General features: G+C 65.1%; 30 protein-coding genes. 11 read left to right on the top strand and 19 right to left on the bottom strand.

The window, feature by feature from the left end:
- Positions 1 to 48 precede the first annotated feature (48 nt).
- Both ABEA18_RS17030 and ABEA18_RS17025 read left to right on the top strand, forming a co-directional pair.
- Positions 49 to 810 carry an HpcH/HpaI aldolase family protein gene (locus ABEA18_RS17030; protein WP_345451020.1) on the top strand — a complete coding sequence of 254 codons (762 nt, stop codon included), beginning with the start codon at positions 49 to 51 and terminating at the stop codon, positions 808 to 810.
- Between the two features lie 162 nt (positions 811 to 972).
- The gene (locus ABEA18_RS17025; RefSeq protein ID WP_345451018.1) at positions 973 to 1,467 is read left to right on the top strand and encodes a hypothetical protein; all 495 of its coding nucleotides are present in this window, start codon (positions 973 to 975) and stop codon (positions 1,465 to 1,467) included.
- Between the two features lie 28 nt (positions 1,468 to 1,495).
- Here ABEA18_RS17025 and ABEA18_RS17020 read toward each other — a convergent pair whose 3' ends face one another.
- Complete coding sequence (locus ABEA18_RS17020) at positions 1,496 to 1,816, bottom strand: phosphatidylserine decarboxylase (protein ID WP_425550546.1); 321 nt, start codon at positions 1,814 to 1,816, stop codon at positions 1,496 to 1,498.
- Here ABEA18_RS17020 and ABEA18_RS17015 point away from each other — a divergent pair.
- Both ABEA18_RS17015 and ABEA18_RS17010 read left to right on the top strand, forming a co-directional pair.
- The gene (locus tag ABEA18_RS17015) at positions 1,808 to 2,761 is read left to right on the top strand and encodes a DUF5996 family protein (RefSeq protein WP_345451016.1); all 954 of its coding nucleotides are present in this window, start codon (positions 1,808 to 1,810) and stop codon (positions 2,759 to 2,761) included. The genes ABEA18_RS17020 and ABEA18_RS17015 overlap by 9 nt on opposite strands.
- A 55-nt stretch (positions 2,762 to 2,816) precedes the next feature.
- Positions 2,817 to 3,164, top strand: coding sequence for a UBP-type zinc finger domain-containing protein (locus tag ABEA18_RS17010; RefSeq protein ID WP_345451014.1), 348 nt, complete (start codon positions 2,817 to 2,819; stop codon positions 3,162 to 3,164).
- Positions 3,165 to 3,316: 152 nt separating this feature from the next.
- Here the strand turns inward: ABEA18_RS17010 and ABEA18_RS17005 are convergent, their stop codons facing one another.
- The gene (locus ABEA18_RS17005) at positions 3,317 to 3,637 is read right to left on the bottom strand and encodes a hypothetical protein (protein WP_345451012.1); all 321 of its coding nucleotides are present in this window, start codon (positions 3,635 to 3,637) and stop codon (positions 3,317 to 3,319) included.
- Positions 3,638 to 4,049: 412 nt separating this feature from the next.
- Here ABEA18_RS17005 and ABEA18_RS17000 point away from each other — a divergent pair, with 412 nt between their 5' ends.
- The gene (locus tag ABEA18_RS17000) at positions 4,050 to 4,310 is read left to right on the top strand and encodes a hypothetical protein (RefSeq protein WP_345451009.1); all 261 of its coding nucleotides are present in this window, start codon (positions 4,050 to 4,052) and stop codon (positions 4,308 to 4,310) included.
- Positions 4,311 to 4,371: 61 nt separating this feature from the next.
- Here the strand turns inward: ABEA18_RS17000 and ABEA18_RS16995 are convergent, their stop codons facing one another.
- Entirely contained in the window at positions 4,372 to 5,490 is a 1,119-nt protein-coding gene (locus ABEA18_RS16995; protein WP_345451007.1) for an alanine racemase, read from the bottom strand.
- A gap of 224 nt (positions 5,491 to 5,714) precedes the next feature.
- Between ABEA18_RS16995 and ABEA18_RS16990 the strand changes: the two genes are divergently transcribed.
- Positions 5,715 to 6,020: a hypothetical protein gene (locus tag ABEA18_RS16990; RefSeq protein WP_059388952.1), complete on the top strand. Its 306-nt coding sequence runs from the start codon at positions 5,715 to 5,717 to the stop codon at positions 6,018 to 6,020.
- 239 nt (positions 6,021 to 6,259) lie between these two features.
- On the opposite strand, the gene ABEA18_RS16985 is transcribed toward ABEA18_RS16990, so the two are convergent.
- The 3 genes from ABEA18_RS16985 to ABEA18_RS16975 form a co-directional block, all read right to left on the bottom strand.
- A complete protein-coding gene (locus ABEA18_RS16985; RefSeq protein ID WP_345451005.1) occupies positions 6,260 to 6,592 on the bottom strand; it encodes an alpha/beta fold hydrolase in 333 nt (110 codons plus the stop codon).
- Positions 6,592 to 7,170 carry an alpha/beta fold hydrolase gene (locus ABEA18_RS16980; protein ID WP_345451004.1) on the bottom strand — a complete coding sequence of 193 codons (579 nt, stop codon included), beginning with the start codon at positions 7,168 to 7,170 and terminating at the stop codon, positions 6,592 to 6,594. Before ABEA18_RS16980 ends, ABEA18_RS16985 begins: the two co-directional genes overlap by 1 nt.
- Before the next feature lie 109 nt (positions 7,171 to 7,279).
- Positions 7,280 to 7,975, bottom strand: a complete 696-nt coding sequence (locus tag ABEA18_RS16975) for a maleylpyruvate isomerase family mycothiol-dependent enzyme (protein WP_345451003.1) — start codon at positions 7,973 to 7,975, stop codon at positions 7,280 to 7,282.
- Between the two features lie 96 nt (positions 7,976 to 8,071).
- On the opposite strand from ABEA18_RS16975, the gene ABEA18_RS16970 reads away from it, so the two are divergent.
- A complete protein-coding gene (locus ABEA18_RS16970) occupies positions 8,072 to 8,554 on the top strand; it encodes a MarR family winged helix-turn-helix transcriptional regulator (RefSeq protein ID WP_345451001.1) in 483 nt (160 codons plus the stop codon).
- Between the two features lie 78 nt (positions 8,555 to 8,632).
- Here the strand turns inward: ABEA18_RS16970 and ABEA18_RS16965 are convergent, their stop codons facing one another.
- Complete coding sequence (locus ABEA18_RS16965; protein ID WP_345450999.1) at positions 8,633 to 10,024, bottom strand: glycosyltransferase 87 family protein; 1,392 nt, start codon at positions 10,022 to 10,024, stop codon at positions 8,633 to 8,635.
- 112 nt (positions 10,025 to 10,136) lie between these two features.
- Between ABEA18_RS16965 and ABEA18_RS16960 the strand changes: the two genes are divergently transcribed.
- Both ABEA18_RS16960 and ABEA18_RS16955 read left to right on the top strand, forming a co-directional pair.
- A complete protein-coding gene (locus tag ABEA18_RS16960) occupies positions 10,137 to 11,354 on the top strand; it encodes a molybdopterin-dependent oxidoreductase (RefSeq protein ID WP_345450997.1) in 1,218 nt (405 codons plus the stop codon).
- Positions 11,354 to 11,866, top strand: a complete 513-nt coding sequence (locus tag ABEA18_RS16955) for a hypothetical protein (RefSeq protein WP_345450995.1) — start codon at positions 11,354 to 11,356, stop codon at positions 11,864 to 11,866. Before ABEA18_RS16960 ends, ABEA18_RS16955 begins: the two co-directional genes overlap by 1 nt.
- Here ABEA18_RS16955 and ABEA18_RS16950 read toward each other — a convergent pair.
- From ABEA18_RS16950 to ABEA18_RS16895, 12 genes are all read right to left on the bottom strand, one after another.
- A complete protein-coding gene (locus ABEA18_RS16950) occupies positions 11,827 to 12,576 on the bottom strand; it encodes a methyltransferase domain-containing protein (RefSeq protein ID WP_345450993.1) in 750 nt (249 codons plus the stop codon). The genes ABEA18_RS16955 and ABEA18_RS16950 overlap by 40 nt on opposite strands.
- Positions 12,573 to 13,280, bottom strand: a complete 708-nt coding sequence (locus ABEA18_RS16945; RefSeq protein WP_345450991.1) for a TIGR04282 family arsenosugar biosynthesis glycosyltransferase — start codon at positions 13,278 to 13,280, stop codon at positions 12,573 to 12,575. The genes ABEA18_RS16950 and ABEA18_RS16945 overlap by 4 nt, the downstream gene beginning before the upstream one ends.
- Positions 13,277 to 14,053, bottom strand: a complete 777-nt coding sequence (locus ABEA18_RS16940; RefSeq protein WP_345450989.1) for a glycosyltransferase family 2 protein — start codon at positions 14,051 to 14,053, stop codon at positions 13,277 to 13,279. The genes ABEA18_RS16945 and ABEA18_RS16940 overlap by 4 nt, the downstream gene beginning before the upstream one ends.
- A 125-nt stretch (positions 14,054 to 14,178) precedes the next feature.
- Positions 14,179 to 15,243 carry an NAD-dependent epimerase/dehydratase family protein gene (locus ABEA18_RS16935; RefSeq protein WP_345450988.1) on the bottom strand — a complete coding sequence of 355 codons (1,065 nt, stop codon included), beginning with the start codon at positions 15,241 to 15,243 and terminating at the stop codon, positions 14,179 to 14,181.
- A complete protein-coding gene (locus tag ABEA18_RS16930; protein WP_345450987.1) occupies positions 15,240 to 16,217 on the bottom strand; it encodes an MTAP family purine nucleoside phosphorylase in 978 nt (325 codons plus the stop codon). The genes ABEA18_RS16935 and ABEA18_RS16930 overlap by 4 nt, the downstream gene beginning before the upstream one ends.
- A 91-nt stretch (positions 16,218 to 16,308) precedes the next feature.
- Positions 16,309 to 16,656, bottom strand: a complete 348-nt coding sequence (locus ABEA18_RS16925) for a DUF6510 family protein (RefSeq protein WP_345450986.1) — start codon at positions 16,654 to 16,656, stop codon at positions 16,309 to 16,311.
- Positions 16,653 to 17,390: a ferredoxin reductase gene (locus tag ABEA18_RS16920; protein WP_345450985.1), complete on the bottom strand. Its 738-nt coding sequence runs from the start codon at positions 17,388 to 17,390 to the stop codon at positions 16,653 to 16,655. Before ABEA18_RS16920 ends, ABEA18_RS16925 begins: the two co-directional genes overlap by 4 nt.
- A 10-nt stretch (positions 17,391 to 17,400) precedes the next feature.
- Positions 17,401 to 17,997, bottom strand: a complete 597-nt coding sequence (locus ABEA18_RS16915; protein ID WP_425550545.1) for a molybdopterin-dependent oxidoreductase — start codon at positions 17,995 to 17,997, stop codon at positions 17,401 to 17,403.
- Positions 17,998 to 18,135: 138 nt separating this feature from the next.
- Positions 18,136 to 19,224: a DNA polymerase IV gene (locus tag ABEA18_RS16910; RefSeq protein WP_345450983.1), complete on the bottom strand. Its 1,089-nt coding sequence runs from the start codon at positions 19,222 to 19,224 to the stop codon at positions 18,136 to 18,138.
- Positions 19,221 to 19,847 carry a dihydrofolate reductase family protein gene (locus tag ABEA18_RS16905; protein ID WP_345450982.1) on the bottom strand — a complete coding sequence of 209 codons (627 nt, stop codon included), beginning with the start codon at positions 19,845 to 19,847 and terminating at the stop codon, positions 19,221 to 19,223. The genes ABEA18_RS16910 and ABEA18_RS16905 overlap by 4 nt, the downstream gene beginning before the upstream one ends.
- A gap of 50 nt (positions 19,848 to 19,897) precedes the next feature.
- Positions 19,898 to 20,326, bottom strand: coding sequence for a hypothetical protein (locus ABEA18_RS16900; RefSeq protein WP_345450980.1), 429 nt, complete (start codon positions 20,324 to 20,326; stop codon positions 19,898 to 19,900).
- 110 nt (positions 20,327 to 20,436) lie between these two features.
- Positions 20,437 to 21,417 carry a CapA family protein gene (locus ABEA18_RS16895; protein ID WP_345450978.1) on the bottom strand — a complete coding sequence of 327 codons (981 nt, stop codon included), beginning with the start codon at positions 21,415 to 21,417 and terminating at the stop codon, positions 20,437 to 20,439.
- Between the two features lie 230 nt (positions 21,418 to 21,647).
- On the opposite strand from ABEA18_RS16895, the gene ABEA18_RS16890 reads away from it, so the two are divergent.
- Both ABEA18_RS16890 and ABEA18_RS16885 read left to right on the top strand, forming a co-directional pair.
- Positions 21,648 to 22,982, top strand: a complete 1,335-nt coding sequence (locus ABEA18_RS16890; RefSeq protein WP_345450976.1) for a phosphoribosyltransferase family protein — start codon at positions 21,648 to 21,650, stop codon at positions 22,980 to 22,982.
- 129 nt (positions 22,983 to 23,111) lie between these two features.
- On the top strand, positions 23,112 to 23,747 hold the full coding sequence (locus tag ABEA18_RS16885; RefSeq protein ID WP_345450974.1) for a dihydrofolate reductase family protein: 636 nt from the start codon (positions 23,112 to 23,114) through the stop codon (positions 23,745 to 23,747).
- The last annotated feature ends 3 nt before the right edge of the window (positions 23,748 to 23,750 follow it).

Raw genomic sequence — 23,750 nt, 5'->3', positions numbered from 1 at the left:
ACCGCGAGCATCATTAGTCTCGCGCCACCGAACGAAGAGGAAACTGCCATGTCCGCTGCATCATTTGCCGTAAAAGCCCGAGCCAACCAGCCCGTTGTCGGATATTGGGTTGTATTGGATTCACCCGTTTCCACCGAGCGGGTGGCCCGGCTGGGCTACGACTACGTGGCCCTCGACGCCCAGCACGGTCTGATGGGCTATTCGGGCTGGCTCCATGGTCTGATGGCGATTGATGCGGCCGGGTCTGCCGGAATTGTCCGCGTGCCCTCCAACAGCGCAGCGTCCATCGGGCAGGCACTGGACGCCGGTGCGGCGGGCGTCATCGTTCCGCTTGTCAACAATGCGGAGGAAGCCGCGGCAGCGGTGCGTGCAGTGCGTTATCCGCCGCACGGGTTGAGGTCCTACGGGCCCATGCGGTCTGCCCTCCGGATCGGGCCGGTGCCATCCGAAGCGAATGCAACCGTGCTGTGCCTGGCGATGATCGAGACGCCGGAAGGACTGGAGAACGTCAAGGAGATCTGCGCTGTGCCTGGTATCGACGGGGTCTACATCGGGCCGTCGGACTTGTGTTTGGCAGTGGGCGGCAAATTTCCGAATGATCCGGACGTGTCCGAAGAGTTCGATGCCGCGCTGGTTGCCATCCGCGAGGCGGCCCAAGCCGCGGGGGTGATCGCAGCCATCCATACGGCCAGCGGCGAGATCGCCCGGCAGCGGATCGCGGAGGGCTTCACTTTCGTGACCGTGGCCTCGGACCTGACCCACCTTGAAATCGCGGCCGCGAATCACTTGTCCACCGCCCGCGGCGAGTAGCAAAGGCTCACCCGGGATAGCCCGAGGCCCTTTCGGGCTTCAATGCTCGACGACGTTGATGTGTGAAACGTGCAAACGGCCGGAAAGTCTTCCTTCAGGTGCGAAACGGCGGCACCATGAAGGAGAGCAGAACCCGTCCACCGATGGAAGGGAGAGAGCAGCGTGGATGAGCAGAGGTCCCGTCGACGTCCCGGGTTCCCGGGGTGGGAAGTCGGACCGGTGGCGGTCGGACTGGGCCTGGTCGCCCACCTGGTCTCGGGTGGCGTGTCTCCCGGGGTCCCGGTGCTGATCGCGCTGATGGCTCTGCTGAGTATGTGCGCTTCGCTGCTCGCCCGGATAAACCTACCGAGTTGGCTATTGGTCTTTCTCTGCGGTGTCGCCCAGCAGGTCCTGCATCTGGCCTTCGACCGGCTCTCCGGGACCTTCTCGGTTGTTGCGCCAGCCCAACATCAGCATGCAGGGTCAGGATGGCAGCCTGGGGAGCTGGCCGCGACGCCATCCGTGGCGGCCGGGCACTCACCGGATTTGATGCTGGACACGCACGTTGCGGCAGCCTTGCTGACAGCGCTACTGGTCTCTCGGGCGGACATATCGCTTACGCGGGCGTTGGCCCTGTTCCGGCAGTCCGGCCAGACCCCTAGGGCACATCTAGACTAGCTCGTGCCTCGGGAGGCGGCCGTCGACCTCAGGACTTAGCGGTCGCCAGCTTCGACCGGACCCGCACGAGGGGCGCGTTCGGATCCTGCGGTTGGGGGATAGCGGTGAGAGCGAACTGGTCGATGACACCGGGCCGGAAGACGAGGCACTCGGTCGAGCCGCCGAACTGGAAGTACCCCAGTTCGTCTCCCTTGTTCACGTGGTGGCCCGGTACGATTTCCGGATCGATGACGCAGGACGAGACTTCGACCATGCCTACCGGGATCGCCTCCGACGTCGGGCCAGGCGCCGAAGCAGGGGACCTCGGCGGTTCTGGCGCTAAAGGTGGCAGAATTGTCAGATGGCTCACCCTGGATGGCCACGGCTTCGGGCCGATGATTGGACCCCGACCCGGGAGACGGTGCACATGTGGACCCAGATCGTCGGAAAAATCCGCATGGCGCACAGCCCGATGCTGAACCACTGGTGGCAGGTGACGCTTTACGTCACGCCGCGCGGGCTGACGACATCAATGATCCCGTATGGCCGCGGTGCCTACGACATCGAATTCGATTTCCTTGAACACCGGCTGAACATACGCTCCAGCAATGGAACTTCAGCATTCGTCGTTCTCGGAGCCAAGTCGGTGGCCGAATTCCACTCCGAGGTATTCAAAGCCTTGGGCCGGCTTGGTATCGAGGCGTCTATCCGCAGCATTCCGAACGAGGTGGACCCGGCCATACCCTTCGCCGAGGACCATCAGCACGCCTCCTACGATCCGGAGGCCATTGGGCTGTTTTGGCGGCAATTGGTCCAGTCGGACCGCGTCCTGAACGAATTCAGGTCCCGTTTCAGGGGCAAGGCCAGTCCCGTGCACTTCTTCTGGGGAGGCATGGACCTCGCGTACTCCCGCTTCTCCGGACGGGACGCGCCCACCCACCCCGGAGGAATCCCGAACTGCGCCGACTGGGTGATGGTGGAGGGTTACTCCCACGAGCTAAGCAGCTGCGGGTTTTGGCCCGGGGGAGGGGACGAAGGAGCCTTCTATGCCTACTGCTATCCCGAGCCCGCCGGCTACGCCGAATATGTGACCGACGCCGACGGTGCCGTCTATAACAATGACGGCAGGCTGTACCTCCTCCCGTATGAGAACGTCCGCACTGCCGCGGACCCCGACAAGATGCTGTTGCGGTTCCTGCAGTCCACCTACGAGGCGGCTGCGGAGACAGGACGTTGGGACCGGGCCGCGCTGGAGGCGGATCCGGCCCGCTGGCGGCACTCACGACGAGGGCAGCATTCCTTCGGCGTGAAATAGCCGGGGCGTAAAGTAGTGGGTGGTCCAAAGGCACTCCAATACGAGGGAAAGCCACATGAATGCAAATCACGGAATCAACGTTTCGATTCCACCCAGCGGACCTGGTTGCGTCGAATGCGAGGCCAACGGTGGCTGGTGGCTCCATCTGCGGCGGTGCGCCCAGTGCGGGCACATCGGCTGCTGCGACAACTCGCCGGGGCAACACGCCACAGCCCATGCACAATCCAGCGGCCACCCGGTCATCCGCAGCTTCGAGCCGGGCGAGGACTGGTTCTTCAACTATCCCGACTCCGCATTTTTCGCCGGTCCGGAACTTGAACCGCCGGCGCATCACCCGCTCGATCAAAGCGTTCCGGGCCCAGCCTCACGCGTCCCGGCCGACTGGCAGCAGCGACTGCACTGACGGGGATGGAAGGACGATAGCGTGAGCGGCGTGCATCGCTTCCGGGCTGAACGCGGAGGTTGAGGCTGTGACCAGGGTGACGTGGTAGCCGAGATCCATGCCGAAGCGGCCGGTCTGTTCGTTGCAGCACGCGATCGAGCCCGGGAGCTGTTCTAGGACGCGTCGGTGATGTCAGCCAGCAACCAGTCCGGGGATCCGGGACTCCGCTGCAGATGGAATGTGAGCAATACGGAGTCTGAGTTGAGGCGAGCCTGTACCCGCCAGTTTTCAACGGATGCGAGGTGTTCGCTATCGGTGGCGGCGGAGTCGCCGCCATCCCGCCCGCTTCCGCGTCCGAACCAGTGCGCGGCGCCGCCGTCGGGATCCACAGCCCAGATGCCGCCGTCATATCGGACGGCCAACGGGGCGCCGTCGGGGCTGAAGCGGACGGCGATCTCTACTAGCGTATGAATGGCCTCGGCAGTGAGTGTCATTGATGTGTACTTTCCCGGGTTGTACGGCGCGCCGTTGTCATGCAGCCTTCACGAAGGTCAGCTCGGTATTGTCCACTCTTTTAATCGTTTGTGTCCACGGAACAGGTACGCCCTTTTCAAAATAAATTGGCCGGATTGGGGTGACCACGCACGGCCAACGCGTGTTTCCTCCGGGGGTTTCGACCACTTTTCTACGTGAACCTATTTCGCCCGATCCAACGCGTGCATCAAGGCATCGGGCTCACCAAGTTTGAAATACGGATACTGCCATCGTTGCAATGATAGATATTCGGGAGGCTTCGGAAATAGAGTGGCGAACACCTGTACCGATAGCTCGTTTCCATTCCGGGCGGACCGGGACGTGGTCGCATGCCGCCGGGCCTCGGCGGTGCCCCACCTAGGAGGCGATGAGATGCTTGCGGACATCATTGCCCAAGTGGTGGCAGAACTGATCCAGGGATGGTTCGACGGGCGGCCCACGCCTCGCCAGCGTGTCTTAAGGGCTCTGGATCTCTCGAGGGAGCCTGTCCTGTCTCCGAAGCAGCGAGAATTCGGCCGGAAGTGGCTCACGTACGGCTTGGGACATCTCGCGGATCTCGGGCTTGAATCGCGCGCCAAGGATATTCAGAAGGCACTGCAGCGTGTTGAACCCTTCCCTTGGGAGGACAGATGACGTTGCTGCGCAGAGACAAGTCGTAACGGACGTTCCGGATGCCAGCCGCTTGCAGGACTGCCTAGAACACCGGACGCCAGGTCTCGACGGCGTCGTCGCTGACTGCGACAACCTCGCGCCAGCGGTCGAACACCGAGCAGGGGTGGGAGATGCCAAGGTCCACGACGTCGCCGACCTGCACGCCGTCGGCGTCGTCCACGATGGCATGGTGGTCGAAGAGGCGGGTCAGCGTGGCGCCGGCGCCGGCAGGCAGGAGGGCCCCGTTACGGTACCGGGAAACGATCACGGGCATACCGGCGTCGTACGCCAACTCGCGCTTGCCGGCGTTCAGGACCACGCGCCCGGCTTCGGGGGCGGAGATGACAAGCGCCCGCACGACGACGGCCGCGGTGAGGCCGGGGACCGGGGAGACGCCCTGGTAGGTGCCGTGGTCGTGCACGACGTAGCAGCCCGAACGGAGCACATTGACGGAGGCGCTGTTGGGCAGGAACGCCGCCGCACGATCCTGGAACGCAGAGCCGCCGTTGCTGAAGACCGGCAGCTCCACCTCGAAAGCGGGGTGCAGTTCATCGAAGATGTCGCGGGCCAGGCGGCAGTGCGAATCGATTCCGGCCAGGTTTTCATCCGTCCGGGTGTTCGGTGCCACGCCCTCGTAAGCGCTCACGCCAGCCAGCAGCAGGCCGCTGGCGGCACGAATCTCCGCTGCCAACGGCCCGGCCTCGGACTCGCTGCGGATCCCGGTGCGGCCGCCAGGGGTCCCGACGTCGACCAGTACGTTCAGCGCGCGGGGCGAGTCTTCGAACACCTCGGCCATGGCCCGGACACCCGCAGCCGAATCGGCCAGGCAGTAGATCTCCAGCTCCGGCGCGGCCGCCAGCCAGGCACGCAACTGCTCGAGGTGGCCGCGGAACAGCACCTCGTTCGCGATGAGGATCCGGGTGGCACCCCACTCGATGGCCTGGGCGGCCTGCGCCCTGGTCGCCACGGTCACGCCCCAGGAACCGGGCAACTGCCGGCGGACAATTTCACCCGTCATGGTGGTCTTGATGTGCGGGGCCAGCACCATGCCGCGCTCCCGTGTCCAGGCCTCTTTGATGCCGATATTGCGCTCGACGGCGGCAACGTCCAGGAGCATTTGCGGCAAGGTGTGGAGCGGGAGGGCGGCGTCAAGGTGCGGCATGCGGTGCTGTTCTTTCGGGATCGTTCGGGAAGCTGGGTACCCGGAAATCCTAGCCGGGTTCAGTAACTAGAGAACCTTGGACAGATCGCGGCGAATGACAAGTAGTGGCCACTCGGGCGGTTGCCGGGCGGAGTGAGTATGGTCTTTCACGTGTCGGACCGTTCATGCGCATCGTTGTGTGGCCGGCTGCCACGAGCTGAGTCCAGGCCATAGGAGGTCACATCATGTCAGTCATCATTGCAACCAAGGTTTCCGGTGACACGAGCGTTTTCGCCAAGTCGCTCGAGGAGCGCGCGGACGAGTACCGCCAATGGGGCGAGCGCGGCCGGGCGGCGGGCGCGATCCACCATCAGTTCGCGGTCGGCGACGGGTTTGTCCTTGTGGTCGATGAATGGGAATCGACAGAAGCATTTCAGAAATTCTTCGGTGATCCCGAGATCCAGGCGTTCATCGGCTCGGTCGGCGGCGATCCGAACGTGGCCCCCGAAGTCACCGTCGGGGAATCCGTCGACTCTGCGGACAAGTACTAGCTGAAGATCAGGGCCCTTGCCGGTATGTCGGTCCCCGTCAACCTACTGACTGTTCGCCCGCGCATGCTGGCCGCCGTCCGGCGCGGGGTCGCGCCGGGCGAAGTCGGCAATCGAGGAGTGGATGGCGGCGAATCATAGGGAGTCTGCCGGTCACTCCTGGGAGATCTATGGAGACCCGACACCCGATCCGGCCGGCACCGAAACTATGGTCGTGCACTTGCTGAAGGAGGGGCAACACTTCACCGGGACCACAGTTCGTCGAGCAGTCGTTGCACTTTTTCGGGCTGCTCGATGTGGGCAAAATGGCCGCAGTGCGGGATTGTCACCAGCCGGGTGTGAGGGACCATAACCGCCAACCGGGCCAGATCAGGCTCGGGCGTGAACACATCCCTGTCGCCGCGGATCGCCAGCACCGGGCAGAGGATGCCGCGCCACCGGTTGAAATCATAGTGCGCGGCGGCGCTGGCGGCAGCGGAGAAGCTGGCCGGCCGGGCGTCGTAGCCGAGGCCTCGGAACACCGCCGGGGGAATGGCCGCGGGATCTGCGAAGAACGGGGACATCAACGGTCGCATCAGGCGAGTGGCGGCGATGGTACGGACAAGTGTCGTCCCTGCCGGACCAAGGACCGCCATGGAGCGCATGGCAAGCAGCATGGCTGTGAATGACGGGAATCTATAAAGGCCGGGGAGCGGCACGCGTCGGACACGCTGAATGTTGTGGCCGAAATGGCGGCCACGCTCGCAGTCTGTTCCGGCCATGCCGCCGCCATGTGCAAGGCCAGGAAACCTCCCATGGAATGGCCCACAAGATTCCACCGCCGGTAGCCGAGAGCACTTAGTACCCCGTTGACGGCGCGTGCCATCGCCTCGATGCTGAACCGTTCCAACCGGGCACCTCCTGTGGATTCGCCCCAGCCCGGTAGATCAATCAGGACACGGTCGTTGGCCGGTGCGCCTGAAAGCGGCATCCCGGAAAGGAGTGCCTGGAAGGTGGTCCAGGATCCCGCGGCGCCGTGAAGGTAGACCTCCGGCGTGCCGGACGCGGCACACAGTCCCCGGGTACGCGGCTGGACACGCACCACGCACGGACCCAACTCCGTGGGAAAGACATGCCGCCGCAGCGTAGCGGCGCTGTTCTGCTGAACACTCATGGTCACCTTTGTTCCTACTTTTTGAAACTGGTTCGTAGCCACAGAGGTGCCGGATGGGACTTAGGTTGACGGGTAAGCCCGCGATGCGCACAAGCCGAAAACCCGGTGGTCAGGGAGTGAGCGGGCCTTGCAGAACGCGGACCGCAAGGGCTTTGTCGCCTTCGATGAATGCTGTTTCTTGGAGATTGGAGCGGCCCCAGAGACCCACGTACATCCCGTGCAGCGGGGCGGTAATGGAGGCCTCGGCTACCCCCGGGCCGAGTTTCCAGGTCCCGGCCCCGGGTACTTCGAAGGTCACTGCCCCTTCCGGTTGGGGCATCCGTCCCAGCCGAAGTTGTCGCGGCGTGAACATTGTCAGGATTTCGTCGATTCCGTCGAGCATGAAATCTGCTGCGAAAGAGGGGGCCGCCAACGCTGAAGCTTGGCACGCGTCGATGAGGTGGACGGCGTGTTCATGTGCCTGGCGCCGGCGCCAGAAACCGGCTTTGCGCGGCGGTGGGCCAAAGTTCCAGCACGGTTCTTCGGGATCGAGCCCCGACATTGTCCCGAGAAAGGCGTCCGCGCCTTCGAGGAACCACGTTACGGCTCCGGTGGCCGGCGGTGCGGGTGCCTCGACGAACTTGCCCGAAACGACTACTTCGGCTGCCCAGCGTTCGATTGACCCAAGATGCCCGAAGAGATCCTTGAGCGTCCAGCCCGGACAGGCCGGCACAAGTCGAGTCAGAATGTCCTCGGGCTGGCGTGCCAGGACACTTAGGTGGTCCAGGCTGCTGGCCAGCTCGGTAAGGTAGCGATCCGCCGACATAACCCGAGCATAGTGTGCGAGCCGACCATGGTCATGGGTCCATCCATTGCACAGAGGCATCGCGCACTTAGGAAGCAGGCTTACTATGGTGGGAGTATGCCGGACTTAAACGACTGGACGACTCCACGGTTGCTCTCAACTGCAGCGCGATTGATCGAGCATGCCTGGAATGAGGAGCTTGCCGTCCTGGGCCTGACCCATGCGGGGGTCATAGCGCTGGAAGTTCTCGATGCGGAAGGGTCCATGGTGCAGGCCCGGCTTTCAGCCAAGGTCCGGGTGCAGGCGCAAACCATGGGACAGACACTTTCGAGGCTCGAGGCGCACGGGCACATTACCCGGGAACGAAGTCGCCTGGACGGGCGCTCGCAGCGGGTGGCGGTTTCCGAGTTGGGCAAAACGGCCCTTGCCCAGGCTCGGACGCTTGCCCGGAATCTGGCTCCCGGCGTCGAAATGGGCGTGGAGGACCTGCGCGACAAGCTGGTGGCCGTTATCCGCCGGCTCGGGTCTGCCCGCTGGGGCGAAGAGATGCCGGAGGCCGCGTCGACGGCAACAAACAAAGATCTGCCGGAGCAGGGCTAGCGGACCAGCGTGGGGTTGCGCGGGCAGGGTGGCGAGTTCCCCTGCTGTCACGCGGGGAGCCGAATGCAGGACACTGGGCTACGCCATTGCATGCTGCTGCCTTCGCCTCACCACCGTGGCAACCACCAGGATCACGACGACGGCACCCAGCCCGAGTCGCGCCGCCAACGGGCCGTAGGGCTCGGCGCCGGTGAAATACATCAGGGCCAGCACGGGAGCGATCGCGGTGAATTCGTAGCGACGGCTCAGCACCACGAACGGCAGAAGCAGCAGTGCGTACCAGGGGTAGCTGGGCGAAACGATCAGCAGCATTCCTCCGACCATCAAGACCTGCCCGTCCCACGGCCGGGAGACGTCCGTGGTCCGCCATACGTAAATTGCGAGAACAAGCAGCAAGACGAGTGCCGCCGCCCCTGCCCAACTGGCCGGGAGTACGAGCTTCAACAAGGTGAAGCGCGGGCTGTCCTGACCGTCGTATCCCTCCGAGCGAAGATATTCGGGCAAATAGCCCAGTACAGCCCAACCGCTGGCGAGGACATACGGCACGTACGCCACGGCAAACGTGGCCACGGCCGCAGCCACGAAGCGGACCGGTCGCCGGTACAGCAGGGCCGGGGCGCTGATCGCCGGAATCAGCTTAGTGGCCACTGCCGCGCCAAAGGCCACTCCGGAACCCAAAGTGCGCCCGCCCACCAGAAGCAGCGCCGCCGCCAATGCCAGGGAGGCGCCCAAGGCGTCCACGTGCGCTCCGTTGATGGCTTCGAAGGCCACCAGCGGAGACCAGGCCCACCACACGGCTTGATGCGCGGGCCGTCCGGTGCGGCGCAGGAACGCCAGCAACGCCGCCGTGATGGCGAGGCTGAGCAGGAGCCCGGCCAGCTGGAAGGCGATGAATCCCACCTCGGAACCAGTGGTGAGCCGGACTGCCAGAAAATACAACTCTGCTACCGCGGGATAGACGGTGGGCACGGCAGGTCTGTTGATGGCCGTGCACAGGGTGCTGCCGCCGGGAATGTTGGTGGTGGTCTCGGTACCCGTGGGGAAGGGATTGCTATGGCATGTTCCGTCCGGTCCGGCGTCTTGGAACAGCCAGGCCGGCCGCAGCGTCCGCAACGCCTCGTCTGCCGGAACGTGGGCGTAAGGGGAGATTCCGGCCTTCTGGACGATGCCGTCCCACGCATAGCGTGCGGAGTCGTTACTCGTGGCCGGCGGTGCGGCGATGGCTGCTGCTCCCACAAGAAGTGAGCCCACGAGCACGACGGCGGCCGCGTGGCGCGCCGGGATCCGGCGTGCCACCAGTGTCGCCGGGACGAAGACGGTCCACGCCGCCAGCGTGCCAAGGGGCGACACCCATTCCGCTGACGGATCGGTGGTGACCGTCCACCAGACGACGACGGCGAGCAAAGCCACGAGGGCCAGCGCCGCCGCAGCCGAAATGCCAGACGCGCGCCGGGGTGTTGATTCGCTCACCCTTTGATCCTGCATCACTCGCAGGCCGGCAGGCCATGAACCCTAGGGACCGTTTGCGTTTCGTAAGGTCTGGACCGGGACGACCGAAGGGTCTTGGTGGTGTGATCAAGGTATGGACAGATTGACCACTTTCCTCCAAGAGCGGATGGAAGCGGTGAACGGACGGTTCTCCTCGCCCTTGCGCAGCAGGCGACTGACGGTGGTGCTGGGCCGTTGGCTCGGCCTTGCCTTCACTGTGTGCTTCCTGACCGGGCTGTTCAGCCACCTTCTGCAGGATCCGCCGGCTTGGATGCTTTTCCTCACCCGTCCCGCGTGGCTGTACGTAGCTACGCAGGGCATCCACGTCACAACCGGGATAGCGTCCATCCCGCTCCTGGCGGCCAAGCTATGGTCCGTGTACCCCGAACTCTTGCGCTGGCCTCCGCTGAAATCCGTGGTGCATGCACTCGAAGGGGCCTCGATTGCGCTCTTCGTGGCCGCTTCACTGGTGGAAGTCACCATCGGCTTGCTCAACACTTTCCAGTGGTATCCCTGGCCGTTTTCCTTCAGGGATGTCCACTATTGGCTGGCCTGGGTCGTCATCGGATCCTTGGCGCTTCACATCGCCGTCAAGATGCCCCTCATCCTGGCCCATTGGAGCCGTCGATCGGAGACGGACATCATCGCCGCGGAGACCGAAGGGGGAGTGCCGGACGGCGAAACGGTTCAGGCCGCCGCGAAGGCTGGAACCGGGCACGGCTGGAGCCGCAGGGGGTTCCTGGCGGCAATCACCGCCGGCACCGGCGTCGTCGTTTTGACGACTGCGGGCCAGTCATTCGCCTGGCTGTCGGGCCTGAACCTCTTCGCGCCGCGCCGAATGGATACCGGCCCGCAGGCCGTCCCCATCAACAGGACCGCCGCCCAGGCAGGCGTGGCGGACGCTGCGCTGGCCCCCGACTGGGTGCTCACCGTGTCCTCGGGACCGGTGCAGAAGACGTTCACGCTGGCACAGCTCGCGGCCTTGCCGCAGTACAGCTACGGATTGCCTATCGCCTGCGTGGAAGGCTGGAGCCAAGGAGCACAGTGGCGCGGCGTTCGAATCCGGGACCTGATGGCGACGGTGGGCGCACCGGCTGATGCCGAATTGCAGATTTCCAGTATGGAGAAGGGCGGCGTCTATGGGCGCTCCTTCATGCCCGCCGCATACAGCCAGGACGAACAGACACTGCTGGCGCTGGAGCTCAACGGCGAACCCCTGGACCTCGACCATGGATATCCGGCGCGGATCATCGCACCTGGACGCCCGGGGGTCCTGCAGACCAAATGGGTGCATAAAGTGGAGGTGATCTGATGCGGCTCTCTTTGGTGACTCCGCCGGCGCACGGTGAACGCAGGACCGTCTGGTGGGTGCGGGCAGCCCTGGGCACTCTGGGCCTGGCAGCTCTCGGTTATGCCCTCTTCGGATTCCTGGCCAATGTGCCGCCTATGCAGCTGATCGGTGTGGCAGCCTGGCTTGCCGTGGCGTTGTTGTTGCACGACGGCGTGCTGGTTCCGTTGACAACGTTGGCCGGCGGCGGCTTGTCGAGGTTGACGCATGGGCTAGGCCCCGTTCAACAGGGGATAGTGCGCGGGGCCCTGCTGGTCGGGGCATTGGTGACGTTGGTGGCGGCCCCGCTGATCCGTGCCCAGCAGGTGCTCCAGCCAACAGGGCCGGGAAGCGGCGCCAACATCACCGTGCTGCAGGGAGACTATGTGCTGGCCTTGGGCGTATTCTGGGTGGTCCTGGCGGTGGCCGCGGCTGTGGTTGTGGCCGCCCTTGGACTCTACGGCCGCCGTTCCAAGGTCAGAAAGACCCGGTCCTGAACGGTCCGGGTGGCCACGGCATCCAGCCCCGCGCGGGCGGCATGGAAGGCGAGCGCTTTCGCACCGGCACGGGCCCAGGGAAAAGCCGCGCTGGCACGTCCGTCTGAATCCTCCAGCACCGCCAGATAAGCCACATCCAGAAAATCCGAGGCTTCGGCCTCCGCCAGCACTTGCCCGTCTGGCGCCAGCAATGAAGCAACACGCTCCAGCAGCACCCGGATGTTTCCGCCAATGCCGATGTTGCCATCCAGCAACAGGGCCGAACCCCAACCTCGCTCGTGCGGGATGGGGTCAAAGATGGAGCCAAGGATGGCCGCGCCGCCACGGTCGGTGGCCAGCCGCACAGCGGCTGGGCTCGAATCGACGCCCATGGATGCCAGGCCCAATTCCCGCGCGGCCTCCAGCATCCGGCCTGGGCCGCAGCCCACATCAAGGACGGGCCCGCGGAGGGCGCGAAGCAGCTCGCGCTCACTTGCCGTGGCCGGGGCGGACCAGCCGAGCATGTTGAAGTGGACGGACCCGATGGACTCCGGCAACTCCGATTCCGGACGCAGCGTGAGGCGCCCCAGGCCGAGGGGCAGGCTACGGGCGTACGGCTCGTAGCCGCCCTGTCCAAATAGAGCCTGTCCAAACAGGGCGCGCGTGCGGGAGCCCGCAGCAAAAGCGTCGGACCGTGCGCCGGGACCTCCGCGGACCGCCTGGATGCTCATCGCGAGGAACCCCCGGGAGTGACTGCAGCGGGGGACGGCAGCCCACGCGGCATGCCCGTCTCCGGTAGTCCCATGCCCAGGCGCTCGACTGCGAGCGCAAACCGGGTTCCCCTGCTTTCCCGCGCGGCAGCCAGAGCATCGGAAAAGTAGTCCACATCCCTCAGGATGGGAAGCAGTCCGACCTCCAGGCCGGCTCCTGCCAGCCGGGCCAATTGCTGCGCTCCCGTTTGCGGGGTGGACATGTCCACCCCGCGGAGCAGGCCGCCGTCGGGCCTGTACAGGCCCAACGCCCAGAAGCCGCCGTCCGACGCCGGGCCGAACCACGCGCCGCGATGCGGTAGCGGAGCGGGGGTTGCCCAGTCCGACAGCAGCGGGGCCAGTTGCTCCGGGCATAGCTGGGGCGTGTCCATGCCCAGAATCAGCAGGGGCCTGGCCGTGAGCGAACAGATCGCCGCCAGCCGCTCGTCCAGGCCTCCGGTGCCCTGGGCGAATACTTCAAAACCAGCAGCGTCCATTTTGTGTGGCGTGCCGTCAAACACGAGCAATCGCCTAGCTGCCGGAAGGGATCGCACTGTTTCCAGCGTCTGGCTCAGGCTGGCCTGGGCCAGGCCTGCGGCCTGCTCCGGGGTGAGCGGGGGAGTGAGGCGCGTCTTGACCCTGCCTGGGCTGCATTCTTTGGCAATGACGGCGATGGTGAGATTCACGGCGTCGCTCCATGGGCATCGGCTGGTGGTCGATCGGCTTGTCTTCCGCCCTTCGTCCACGGTGTTTGCATCGATGCGACGGCCAACTGTGTCCCCATGTCTTTGAGGGCCGTGAGAGTTCCGCGGAGTGTCCCTGTGACCTTGGACTTCCCCAAGCGGGGCGCGTAGTCGACCGGGATCTCGGCCACACGCCAGCCGTCGCGGTGGGCCTTGAGGAACATCTCCAGCGGGTAGCCGCTGCGTCGGTCCCCGAGGTCCAGTCCCAGGAGGGCGCTCCGGCGGGCAAGGCGGAGGGGGCCAAGATCCGTGACAGGGATGCCGGTTAGCCGGCGCAACCGCCGGCTCAGGGCCATGTTGGCCAAGCGGGCGTGGATCGGCCAGGCACCGCGCGCAGGTCGCCGCGCACCCAACACCAGATCGGCACGACCGGTGCGGACGAGGTCCAGCATCGGGGCCAGTTGGGCGGGGTCCAGTGAACCATCGCAATCGCAGAAAGCGACGAACTCCGCCGTGGCGGCGAGCAGTCCGGCATGTGCTGCCGCGCCAAAGCCGCGCCTCGGTTCGTCGACGACGGTGGCCCCCAGGCTGGCGGCCAGGGCGCCGGAGCCGTCGGTTGATCCGTTGTCCACGACGATCGCGCGGTATCCGGGCGGCAAAGCTCCGATCACCTTGGGAAGGGCCGAACGCTCGTTGAGGCACGGCAGCACCACGTCCACGAGCGCTTGCCGTTGACCGCCGTCGTCATCGGCCGGTCCGTTGGGGATGCCGGCCATGCCGATTCCATCGTGCGGACCGCGTGGACCGCTTTGCTCTTTCTCCACCCTTTGACCGTAGAATCTGCAGGCCCGGCGCAACAGGCGGATTTCCTTACGGAACCGGGACGTTTGCCTCCTACGGCCTAGCTCTGATCCCCGCGCAGCGGTGCAATGGCGAACTCCCGCATTCCGTCCTCGAAACCACGCTTGGGGATCCAACCGAGCTCGGCCCTGGCCCGGGCCGAGCTGGCGGTGATATGACGGACGTCGCCCAGCCGGAATTCTCCTGTGACCACCGGCGCGGGCGCCCCGGCAACAGAACTCAGGACCTCCGCTACCTGCCCTACGGTGTGGACCTCCGACGCGCCGATGTTATATGGCCTCAGGCTGCCCGAGGCAACCCGGCCGCCAACCAACGCGTCAACGGACAACAGATTTGCCTCCGCAACATCCCGGACATGGACGAAACTGCGCCGTTGCCCGCCATCCTCGAACACCCGCACGGCCTCTCCACGTGCCAGCGCAGAGCGGAACAGGCTGGCCACGCCCGCGTAAGGGGTGTTTTTGGGCATCCAAGGGCCGTAGACGTTGTGGTACCGGAGTGCGACGGCGGTGCCTCCGGTTGAGCGCGCCCATGCGGAAGCCAGGTTCTCCTGGGCCAATTTGGAGGCAGCATAGACGTTCCGCGGATCCATGACCGCGTCTTCGCTGACCAGCGCCGGGAGCAGTAGCTCGCCGGTGGCAGGGTCGCGGGGGTCAAAGACTCCGTGCTCCAGATCCTCGACCCGGCGCGGGCCGGGGCGGACCGGCCTGCCAGTGGAATCGGTGTAACTGCCCTCACCGTAGACCACCATCGAGGAAGCCAGGACAAGTTTGTCGACGCCTGAGGCTGCCATGCCTGCCAGGAGGACGGCTGTGGCCAGGTCATTGTTGCGGATGTAGTCCGGCGCGTCGAAGAAGTCCACACCGAGGCCCACCTTGGCGCTCTGGTGCACGACGACGTCGACTCCCGCGAGCGCTTCTGCCACGGCGGCCGGGTCTCCGACGTCGCCCACCTGCAGGAGCACGCCGCGAATTCCCGGCGGTCGATCCGGGTGCACAGCCGGATCCAACGAATCCAGGATCCGGACCTCCCAGCCGCGCGCCACGGCGGCGTCGACGATATGGCTGCCGATGAAACCGGCTCCGCCGGTGACCAGAATCCTCATGGCCCTGTTCGTTTCGTACCATGGCTGGCCGGGCCGGCGGCTCCCATCACGGTGGCCACCGCGGCGGGCGGCATGAGCGCCATCCGCCACATTCCGCCGTCGTTCGCTGGCTCAGCGCTGGCCAACCCCGCGGACACTGTCCGCACCGCGTCGGACAACACCGCGAGGATCCGCGGCTGCGCGGCCGCCAGGCGGCCCAGGACAAGATCCGCCGTCACTGGCTCGGAACCGTCGTGCCCCGTGTCGGCGTCAGTGATGAATGCCAGCGCGGCGAAGTGCATGTTCAACTCCGCCGCGAGCATCGGTTCCGGGTACTGGGTCATACTGATCAGCTGCGCCCCGGACTGAACCAGGGCCGCGGACTCGGCCTTGGTGGAGAATCGCGGACCATTGATGACGGCCACGGTGCCCGCCCCGGCGAAGTCTTCGCTCCGGCGCTCCAGGGCAGCGATGAGTGCCGCCCGCAGTGGGGCGCTGTATGGCTCGGCGGCGGGCAGGTGCTGCACTCCGGTGGGCAGCGAGCCGTCGTAGAAGGTGTCCGCCCGGCCCCAGGTCTTGTCCAGGACCTGATCGGGTACGGCAAAAGTGCCGGTTCCGTGGCTGGAGACCAGTCCGCCGACGGCCGCGGAGGAGATAACGGCTTCTACCCCCAGGCTCTTGAGGGCCCAGAGGTTGGCGCGGTAGTTGATCTGCTGCGGGGCAACGCTGTGCCCGCGGCCGTGCCGGCTCAAGAATGCGACCAAGGGGCCCTCGCCGTCACCGCCGCCGTCCCCGTCTTCGTCGCCGGGGCCGGCCTGCGTCGCGAGCCGGGCGACCGTCACGGCACTGGAGGGAGGTCCGAACGGGGTCGTGATGTCGAGCGTGTCGAGCACGACGGCCCCGGGCAGCTTGTAGAGGCCGGTGCCGCCAATGATTGCAATCCGGGCGCGGTGTTCTGTGCGGGGTTCTTGGTGGGGTTCCGGTAGCAATGACATGACCCCATCATGCCAACGCCGGCGTCCGGCGTCGCGGGTGGAATCCTTACGTGTCAGGAACGCGCGCGCTGGCACCCGGGGATCGATCAACTTAGCCTTCGCGGTCGATCTGCAGATAACTGAGTCCGCTCACATCGAGCCAGTACCGTGTGGGCGTCTCCACGAGGCGCAGCAGCACGCCCTCGCAGGAAGCGCAGCGCACGACGATTCCAGGAGCGTCAACGTACACCATCGTCTCCCCGAAGACCCGGACCGCGCCGCAATGCTTGCACCGTCCGATCGCGGCCACGATATCGAAGCGGAACAGTTCCCACAGCGGTCCTGCCACCGCGTTTCCGTCCAGATGGGCTATTGCATTGCGTGCGATTCCAGCGATGTCCTGATCCTCGAAGCCCGGATCTTTCGCACTGGGAGAATCGGAGCCGTTGTTGCCACTCACCGGGTTCCTCCTGTTCCGCCGAAGCGCTCGGTCTTGATCGACGCGGCGGGATATCCTGCTCGCACGAGCCATTCCGCGACCGTTTCCACAAAGACCGTCTGGCCGCAAATGAAGATGTCCGGGGTGGGGTCAGTCGGCAAGATGTTGGCCAGCAGGGTTTCCGCCGTGAGCCGTTGCGGAGCAGCCGGCCAATCCGCGGGCGCCTTGCGTGTGTAGACGTAGTCGATGATGAGCTTGCGGGATTCCTGGGCCAAGGTTTGAAGTTCTTCCCGATAGAACCCTGACTCGGGTGACTTGAGCGAATAGAGCAGCCGGAACTGCGCAGGATTCTCCGAAGCATGGTGCGCGCGGATCATGGACATGAGCGGCACGATCCCGGATCCTCCGGCAATCAGCTGAACGGGGTTTGTGTCCGTCGGTTTCCACACGAACCAGCCGCCCACTGGTCCGCGGATCTCCAACTGGTCCCCGACGGCCAGTTCCCTGACCAGATAGGGGGAAACTTCTCCGTTGGCCAGTTCATCAACGGTGATCTCCAAGGTTTCGTCCATGCCTGCCCTCGCCACGGAGTACGAGCGCACGGCCGTATAACCGTCGTCGGCGGTGAGGCGGATATCGATGTGCTGTCCGGCGAGATTGCCGTTCAAACCGTTCACCCGCAGCCCTATGGTTCTGGCGGTTTCCGTTTCCGGCATGCTGCTGACGACGTCGGCCACCCGCCACAGCGTGCTCATCCGGAGCACCTCATGAGTAGCGCTCCTCCCGCCACGGATCGCCGTGGATGTGGTAGCCGTTGGATTCCCAGAAACCAGGGACATCATCCTGCGTCAACTCGATGCCGTTGATCCATTTCGCGCTCTTCCAGAAGTACAAATGCGGCACCAGGAGGCGGGCAGGTCCGCCGTGGGCGCGTTCAAGCGGCTCACCGCCAAATTCCCAGGCCACCCACGACCTGCCCCCAAGAAGGTCCGCGAGCGGGACGTTGGTCGTGTATCCGCCGTAAGAGTGGGCCGTCGTGAACCTGCAGCTTGTTTCCACGTTCTCAAACAAAGTGTCCAGGGACACTCCCCGCCAAGTGGTACCCAGCTTTGACCAGCTGGTCACGCAATGGATATCCGTATGGATGTCCATCTGGGGCAATGACATGAAGGAATCCCAAGTCCACGCATGGCGCTGCCCTGCTTCAGTGATGATGAAGAATTCCCAGTCGTCAGTGGGGATCCGCGGAGCGGGGCCGGCGGTAAGGACAGGGAAGCTGCCGGTCTCGTATTGGCCCGCTGGCAGCGCTGGATTACCACTCTGCCGTCTTCCGTGAAATCCAGACGAGATGATGCCCACCATGTACCTCCGATGCGGAGACTCAAGCCGACTATGCTCGGTCCCCCCACGATAGGGCAACGGCCGGGCACGGTCTAGACACTGTGCAATGGAGGCCTAACGAACACCGCTACATTCTGCGTGGGAAGGGGAACGACGCCGTCACCAACCGCCGCGCGTGGGCGTGTGCCCCTTTCGTGCATCGTTGGGCATTGCCATTTCGGCACGCAGGCCCAGGAGCCGGATCGGGCGGCCCGCCTCGATTCCGGCTGCGAGGTCCAAGGCCCGCGAGAGGATTTCGTTCCGGTCGAAGGTCTCCGGAACCTTCTTCCCCAGGGTCGTGGTCAAGAACGGCGCGTAGCGGACCTTCAGGGTCAGCCCGATGACGGGCCGTCCTTCGGCCACAACATCCTCAAGGACATGGGCTGTCAGCTCCCGCACGGCGTCCTCGACTTGGGCCGGATCGGTCAGGTCCTGCTGGAAGGTGGTCTCGCGGCTATGCCCGCGGGCAACCCACGGGGTGTCGTCCACAACGCTGGTCCCGTCGCCCCGTCCGAGCTGTGCATACCACGGACCCATCCTGGGGCCGAACTCCGGGACCAGGTCCTGGGGGTCGGAAGCGGCGAGTTCGGCGACGGTGTTGATGCCGAGTTTGGCCAGCCGGGCCGACACCCTGCCGCCGACGCCCCACAGCTCCTTGGTGGGCCGGCTGCCCATGATATCAAGCCAATTCCCGGCGGTGAGGCGGAAGACGCCGGCCGGTTTTCCGAACCCGGTGGCGACCTTGGCCCGGACCAGGGTGTCGCCGATGCCCACGCTGCAATGCAGCTGTGTTCGCGCCAGGACTGCGGCCTGCATCTGGTGGGCATAGGCTTCCGGATCCTCTGTCTCAACCCCTACAAAGGCTTCGTCCCAACCAAGCACCTGCACTGTGGCGCCGGGCTGCGCGCGCAGGGTGGCCATCACCGCTTCAGACGCCGCGAGGTAGGCCTCCTGATCGACGGGCAGGATCACGGCGTCGGGCACTTTCCGCGCGGCAATGCGTAGGGGCATTCCCGAACCCACGCCGAACGCCCGGGCTTCGTATGACGCGGTCGACACCACGGCCCGTTCCGTGGGGTCCCCCCGGCCCCCGACAATGACCGGTTTGCCCGCAAGCTCCGGCCGCCGGAGCACTTCGACCGCTGCGATGAACTGGTCGAGATCAACGTGCAGCACCCACGGGTTTCCGCCCACGCCACCGGTTGTCATGTCTGTGCGCGCTCCGCCTCGATGTCGACGCCCGTGACCAGATCGCCCGCGCGATCGTAGACGAGCCAGACCGCACCCTTCGGGAAGGCCCGAGGCGGCTGGGCGACGGCGAAGGCGGCCGGAACGGTACCGTCCCGGAAGATCCGCTTGCCCGTGCCGAAAGTCACCGGGTACAGCCAGAGATTCAACCGGTCGACGAGGTCCTCGGTGAGGAGGGTCTGGAGGAGGTCGCCGCTGCCGATGACGTGCGTCTCGTCATGGCGTTCGCGGATCCCACGGACCTCGGATGCGACATCCGTCAGCACCGTCGTCCCGGCCCAAAGGGGGTCGGTCAGTGTGTGTGATGCGACATATTTCGGCACGGTGTTGAAGCGGGCCGCGATCGGGTCATCGGCCGGTGCGGTTGGCCAGAACCCGGCGAAGATGTCGTACGTTTTCCGGCCGAGGAGAAGCGCGTCGATGCCTTCGATGCCCGCGCCGATCGCCTCGCCGGACTCCTTATCGAAGTATGGTGCCTGCCAGCCGCCGAACTCGAAGCCGCCCTCGCGATCTTCGTCTGGTCCGCCGGGCGCCTGGTAGACACCGTCAAGGGTGCTGAACAAGTCGACGACGATGATTCCCATGCGCTCATTTTTCGGCGCGCACTGCGAGAAGGCAAGAGCTGGTACGAAACCTAGCTATTCGCTGAGTCCCGCTCGTCGAACAGGCGCGTCAGGCAATCGGTGTAGTGGATCATTGTGTCTGCGAAATTGAGCAGTCGGAGACCCTCGGCGTTGGCGCCCCCGGCCCTTTCGGTGCCTGCTTCGTTGGCGTGGCAAAGTAGTGGTTCGCAACTGGTTCCGTTCGCGGTGAGCCTTGCGATTCCCCAGGGATGACTGGGGTCGGCGACTGCTATGCCTGCCGCGTCGAAGGTGTCGCGAAGGACATATCTCGTGACGGTCCTCCAATACTGGAGGAATTGTGGCTGCAGCTGTTCAATGAGTTCATCGTCGTTACTGTCGTAGGCGCGACCCAAGTCAGCGGATAGCTGGTCCCACTCCTGGGCGTCGCGGACCATGAGGTGTCCGGCTCTCAGACGGGCAAGGGTTTCGTTCAACGTCATGGTCAGTCCCCAAACTTTGTGTCGTGTCTGTTCCCGCCGACGAAGCAGGTATCAAGGGAAAGAACGGACGGGACCTCGCCATGATTCCCACGCCAGCAGCAATTCCACACTCATCGGACCACGTCGATCGGTACTTCCAAGACTCCGTCGCCCTCGATCCACGTGCTCCGGGTGCCGAACTGCCTGCTCAACCGTTGCATCCGCCCGGCGATTTTCCCCGCGCTCCGGCCCGCCAGCCGGGTTTGCAGGTGGGTGATGTTCGTCGGATACAGGCGTAAAGTGCGGGGTACGTTTCCATCTGTTTCCACGACGAAGACGAATGACTGATCGTTGCGTTCATCCGGATCAACCGCGTAATCATCCACAAAATCGCCGGCGCTATAGACGATGGGCCGGCCCCGGTAGATTTCGATGCCGCGGAAAATGTGGGCCGAATGCCCGAACACGACGTCGGACCCCGCGTCAATCAACGCCCGGGCCAAACTCTGGTGCGCGGGCGGGACCTTGGACCCCCAGTTGGCGCCCCAGTGTGCCGAAACGACCAGTAGCTGGTTGCGGTCTTTCGTCCAACGGACCAAGTCCAGCAATTCCTTCACCCGGCGGTCACCGCTGTCCACAGGGACATAGTGGATTCCCGGAGCCCGGGCGGTTGCCTCCCAGCCCGGTTCATTATCGGTGAAAGCGATAAAGCCGACCGCAGTTGACCTGACCCGCCGGACCGCCGCTCGACGGGCAGATTCCAGGTCTATACCTGCCCCCGCGTGCACGATCCCGTGCTCATCGAGCGTCGGCAGCATTTCCAATAGCGCATCGACTCCGTAGTCGAGCACATGGTTGTTGGCCAGCGAGACCACGTCAATCGCCGCGGAGCGCAGGCTCTCCACGTTCTTGGCATCCGAGCGGAAGTGATACATCTTGCCGGCTGCAGGCTTTCCGTCGTCCGCCAGAACGCATTCCAAATTGGCGAATCTGATGTCGGCCTGCCGGAGGACCGGGAGGGTGTCGCCCCAAGGATACCCGGGAGCCGCCACCTTGAGCTGGTCGTTAACCAGCCGACCGAGCATGACATCCCCGAGGAGCGCAATCCGCATTCTCCACCTCCAACGTCGCAGGTCTTTGCTATCAGGATGGGCCGGTTCGTCGCCCGGTGCCAGTCAAGCGACAAAGGCGATATCCGCCGTCGAACCCGAAGGCGTGCCGATTCAGCGTTCTTACCGCAAAGGCCTCGCGTGGTCCGGATTCGTGGGGAATAGTGGAATCAGGAGGCCGCCCCAGGTGCATTTCTTGCGTGGCGCGGCAGCTTGATGGGAACGTCGCGGGGATGGGAATTTATCAGGACAGGGCTGACGCAGGGCGGCAGTTGGGGCAGCGGCTGACGCATCTGCGCGGCCAAGAGGCAGTCATCCTAGGGGTGCCACGCGGCGGCGTTCCGGTTGCTTTTGAGGTTGCAGTGGCCTTGGACGCGCCGCTGGATGTGATCGTCGTGCGGAAGCTGGGAGTCCCGTCCCAGGCCGAACTCGCGATGGGAGCCATCGGGGAGGATGGCGCATATGCGCTCGAGCGAGGCGTTCTCTCTGCCACCAGGGTCAAACGGGAAGAACTGCGGTCTGTCGAGGCACGGGAACGGACTATCCTCGAGGACAGGGTTGCGCGTTTCCGTACTGGCCGGGACCGCGTCGATCTGAGGGGCCGCATCGCCGTCGTCGTCGACGACGGGATCGCTACGGGCTCAACCGCCAGGGTGGCATGCCGCATTGCACGGAACTTGGGCGCCGCCAAGGTGATTCTGGCCGTTCCTGTCGCCTCGGCGGACGTTCTCGCGGGATTGACGGAACCGGACGAGGTGGTGTGCCTTGCTACGCCTCCGCGGCTTACGGCCGTCGGCTACCACTACCGTGACTTCTCACCGACGGGCGACGACGAAGTGGTGTGGCTGCTCGCCGCTGCCGCCGAGCGCCTGCAAAACGCCTCTTCGACGGCACGAGACCGCGGCCTCGATGAGGAGGTCCGGATCCCCGCTGACGGGTTGTGGCTTCAAGGACACCTTCACTTGCCCGGATCGACTGCCGGCGTGGTGGTGTTTGCTCATGGAAGCGGTAGCGGCCGCCATAGCCCGAGAAATAGATTCGTCGCCACAACGCTTCAGCGGGCGGGCCTCGGGACCTTGCTCCTCGACCTGCTCAACCCAGGGGAGGAGCTCAATCGTGCCAATGTGTTCAACATCGAACTGCTTGCGCGCAGGCTGATTGCGGCAACCGGATGGCTCGGCGGAAGGCCGGACACGGCCTCACGCAGCGTGGGATACTTCGGCGCGAGTACCGGCGCCGGCGCAGCGTTGTGGGCGGCAGCCGAACTGGGAGAGAAGATCGGCGCAGTCGTCTCAAGGGGAGGCCGTCCGGATCTGGCTGGCGCGAGGCTTGCCTTTGTCCGCGCCCCGACACTCTTGATTGTCGGCAGCGCGGATCACAGGGTGCTCGAACTCAACCGCCGGGCACAAGCCATGATGGGCTGCCCCAACGGGCTGGAGCTTGTCCCGGGGGCCACCCACCTGTTCGAAGAACCCGGAACATTGGAGGCGGCGGCGATTCTCGCCGTGGACTGGTTTGTTCAGTACCTGCCGCACGGAGAGGGCGGCGCGGGGAACCGAAGCTCTTGATGCAGAGGTCGGGCAGCCGCCCCTTGAACGTCTGATCGCTACAGGGCTAGCATTGCGGCCACGGGACCCGGCCGTCCTTGGCCGAGAGGCCAGGCGGACACTTACTCGGTCAACTTCAAGGAGACGGCCATGGGCGAGACAACGGCGGACGCGTCATCAGCGGACCTGATGGTCGACCTGATCATATCCCTGGACGGGTATGCCTCGGCCGAGGGATGGCCCGGCTGGTGGGGTTTGGAGGGGCCGGAATACCTGGCGTGGCTCGCTCAGGAGGGGGAGACGGGCTACACCTTCCTACTCGGCGCGAACACCTACCGGCTGATGTCCAGGATGTCGGAGGAAGCGCAGGCCCAAGGCTCGGGATTCTCCGAGGATGAGGGGGCCACCCTGACCGGCCTGCCTGCCGTGCCGAAGGTCGTCTTCTCCTCCACGCTGCAGGCTCCGCTTACGTGGCCGAACTCGGAGCTCGTCACCGGGGACGCGGTCCAGGCCGTGGCAGAGATGAAGCAGACCCGGACCGGGCCCTTGAGCACCCTCGGAAGCCTGAGCCTGTGCCGGTCGCTGCTGACCGCTGGACTCGTGGACAGGTTCCGGGTGGTCGTTTTCCCGGTGATCACGGGCAGAACCGGTCGGGAGCGGATCTACGACGGCTATCCCGACGTCAAGCTTGACATGGTGGAAAGCAGGACCTTCGATGGCCGGCTCCAGCTACTCGAGTACGCCCCCACCGTCCTCAGCGGTCCGCCGGGCGGCGGTCCGGCGTGAGCC

Origin of the sequence: Arthrobacter gyeryongensis (assembly GCF_039543785.1) — a bacterium.
GTDB lineage: Bacteria > Actinomycetota > Actinomycetes > Actinomycetales > Micrococcaceae > Arthrobacter > Arthrobacter gyeryongensis.
The sequence above is the reverse complement of the archived record's forward strand: the minus strand, read 5'-3'. Positions and strand labels throughout refer to the sequence as shown.

Excerpts from the sequence above, each read along its gene's own strand:
- ABEA18_RS16895 (WP_345450978.1), bottom strand. The coding sequence starts at position 21,417 with ATGCGGATTGCGCTCCTCGGGGATGTCATGCTCGGTCGGCTGGTTAAC.
- ABEA18_RS16940 (WP_345450989.1), bottom strand. The coding sequence starts at position 14,053 with ATGGCCGGCATCCCCAACGGACCGGCCGATGACGACGGCGGTCAACGG.
- ABEA18_RS17000 (WP_345451009.1), top strand. The coding sequence starts at position 4,050 with ATGCTTGCGGACATCATTGCCCAAGTGGTGGCAGAACTGATCCAGGGA.
- ABEA18_RS16915 (WP_425550545.1), bottom strand. The coding sequence starts at position 17,997 with ATGGTGGGCATCATCTCGTCTGGATTTCACGGAAGACGGCAGAGTGGT.
- ABEA18_RS16920 (WP_345450985.1), bottom strand. The coding sequence starts at position 17,390 with ATGAGCACGCTGTGGCGGGTGGCCGACGTCGTCAGCAGCATGCCGGAA.
- ABEA18_RS16905 (WP_345450982.1), bottom strand. The coding sequence starts at position 19,847 with ATGGGAATCATCGTCGTCGACTTGTTCAGCACCCTTGACGGTGTCTAC.
- ABEA18_RS16970 (WP_345451001.1), top strand. The coding sequence starts at position 8,072 with ATGCCGGACTTAAACGACTGGACGACTCCACGGTTGCTCTCAACTGCA.
- ABEA18_RS16890 (WP_345450976.1), top strand. The coding sequence starts at position 21,648 with ATGGGAATTTATCAGGACAGGGCTGACGCAGGGCGGCAGTTGGGGCAG.
- ABEA18_RS16930 (WP_345450987.1), bottom strand. The coding sequence starts at position 16,217 with ATGTCATTGCTACCGGAACCCCACCAAGAACCCCGCACAGAACACCGC.
- ABEA18_RS16950 (WP_345450993.1), bottom strand. The coding sequence starts at position 12,576 with ATGAGCATCCAGGCGGTCCGCGGAGGTCCCGGCGCACGGTCCGACGCT.
- ABEA18_RS16980 (WP_345451004.1), bottom strand. The coding sequence starts at position 7,170 with ATGAGTGTTCAGCAGAACAGCGCCGCTACGCTGCGGCGGCATGTCTTT.
- ABEA18_RS17010 (WP_345451014.1), top strand. The coding sequence starts at position 2,817 with ATGAATGCAAATCACGGAATCAACGTTTCGATTCCACCCAGCGGACCT.
- ABEA18_RS16990 (WP_059388952.1), top strand. The coding sequence starts at position 5,715 with ATGTCAGTCATCATTGCAACCAAGGTTTCCGGTGACACGAGCGTTTTC.
- ABEA18_RS16985 (WP_345451005.1), bottom strand. The coding sequence starts at position 6,592 with ATGCGACCGTTGATGTCCCCGTTCTTCGCAGATCCCGCGGCCATTCCC.
- ABEA18_RS17005 (WP_345451012.1), bottom strand. The coding sequence starts at position 3,637 with ATGACACTCACTGCCGAGGCCATTCATACGCTAGTAGAGATCGCCGTC.
- ABEA18_RS16975 (WP_345451003.1), bottom strand. The coding sequence starts at position 7,975 with ATGTCGGCGGATCGCTACCTTACCGAGCTGGCCAGCAGCCTGGACCAC.
- ABEA18_RS16900 (WP_345450980.1), bottom strand. The coding sequence starts at position 20,326 with ATGACGTTGAACGAAACCCTTGCCCGTCTGAGAGCCGGACACCTCATG.
- ABEA18_RS16960 (WP_345450997.1), top strand. The coding sequence starts at position 10,137 with ATGGACAGATTGACCACTTTCCTCCAAGAGCGGATGGAAGCGGTGAAC.
- ABEA18_RS16955 (WP_345450995.1), top strand. The coding sequence starts at position 11,354 with ATGCGGCTCTCTTTGGTGACTCCGCCGGCGCACGGTGAACGCAGGACC.
- ABEA18_RS16885 (WP_345450974.1), top strand. The coding sequence starts at position 23,112 with ATGGGCGAGACAACGGCGGACGCGTCATCAGCGGACCTGATGGTCGAC.
- ABEA18_RS16935 (WP_345450988.1), bottom strand. The coding sequence starts at position 15,243 with ATGAGGATTCTGGTCACCGGCGGAGCCGGTTTCATCGGCAGCCATATC.
- ABEA18_RS17015 (WP_345451016.1), top strand. The coding sequence starts at position 1,808 with ATGGCTCACCCTGGATGGCCACGGCTTCGGGCCGATGATTGGACCCCG.
- ABEA18_RS16995 (WP_345451007.1), bottom strand. The coding sequence starts at position 5,490 with ATGCCGCACCTTGACGCCGCCCTCCCGCTCCACACCTTGCCGCAAATG.
- ABEA18_RS16910 (WP_345450983.1), bottom strand. The coding sequence starts at position 19,224 with ATGACAACCGGTGGCGTGGGCGGAAACCCGTGGGTGCTGCACGTTGAT.
- ABEA18_RS17030 (WP_345451020.1), top strand. The coding sequence starts at position 49 with ATGTCCGCTGCATCATTTGCCGTAAAAGCCCGAGCCAACCAGCCCGTT.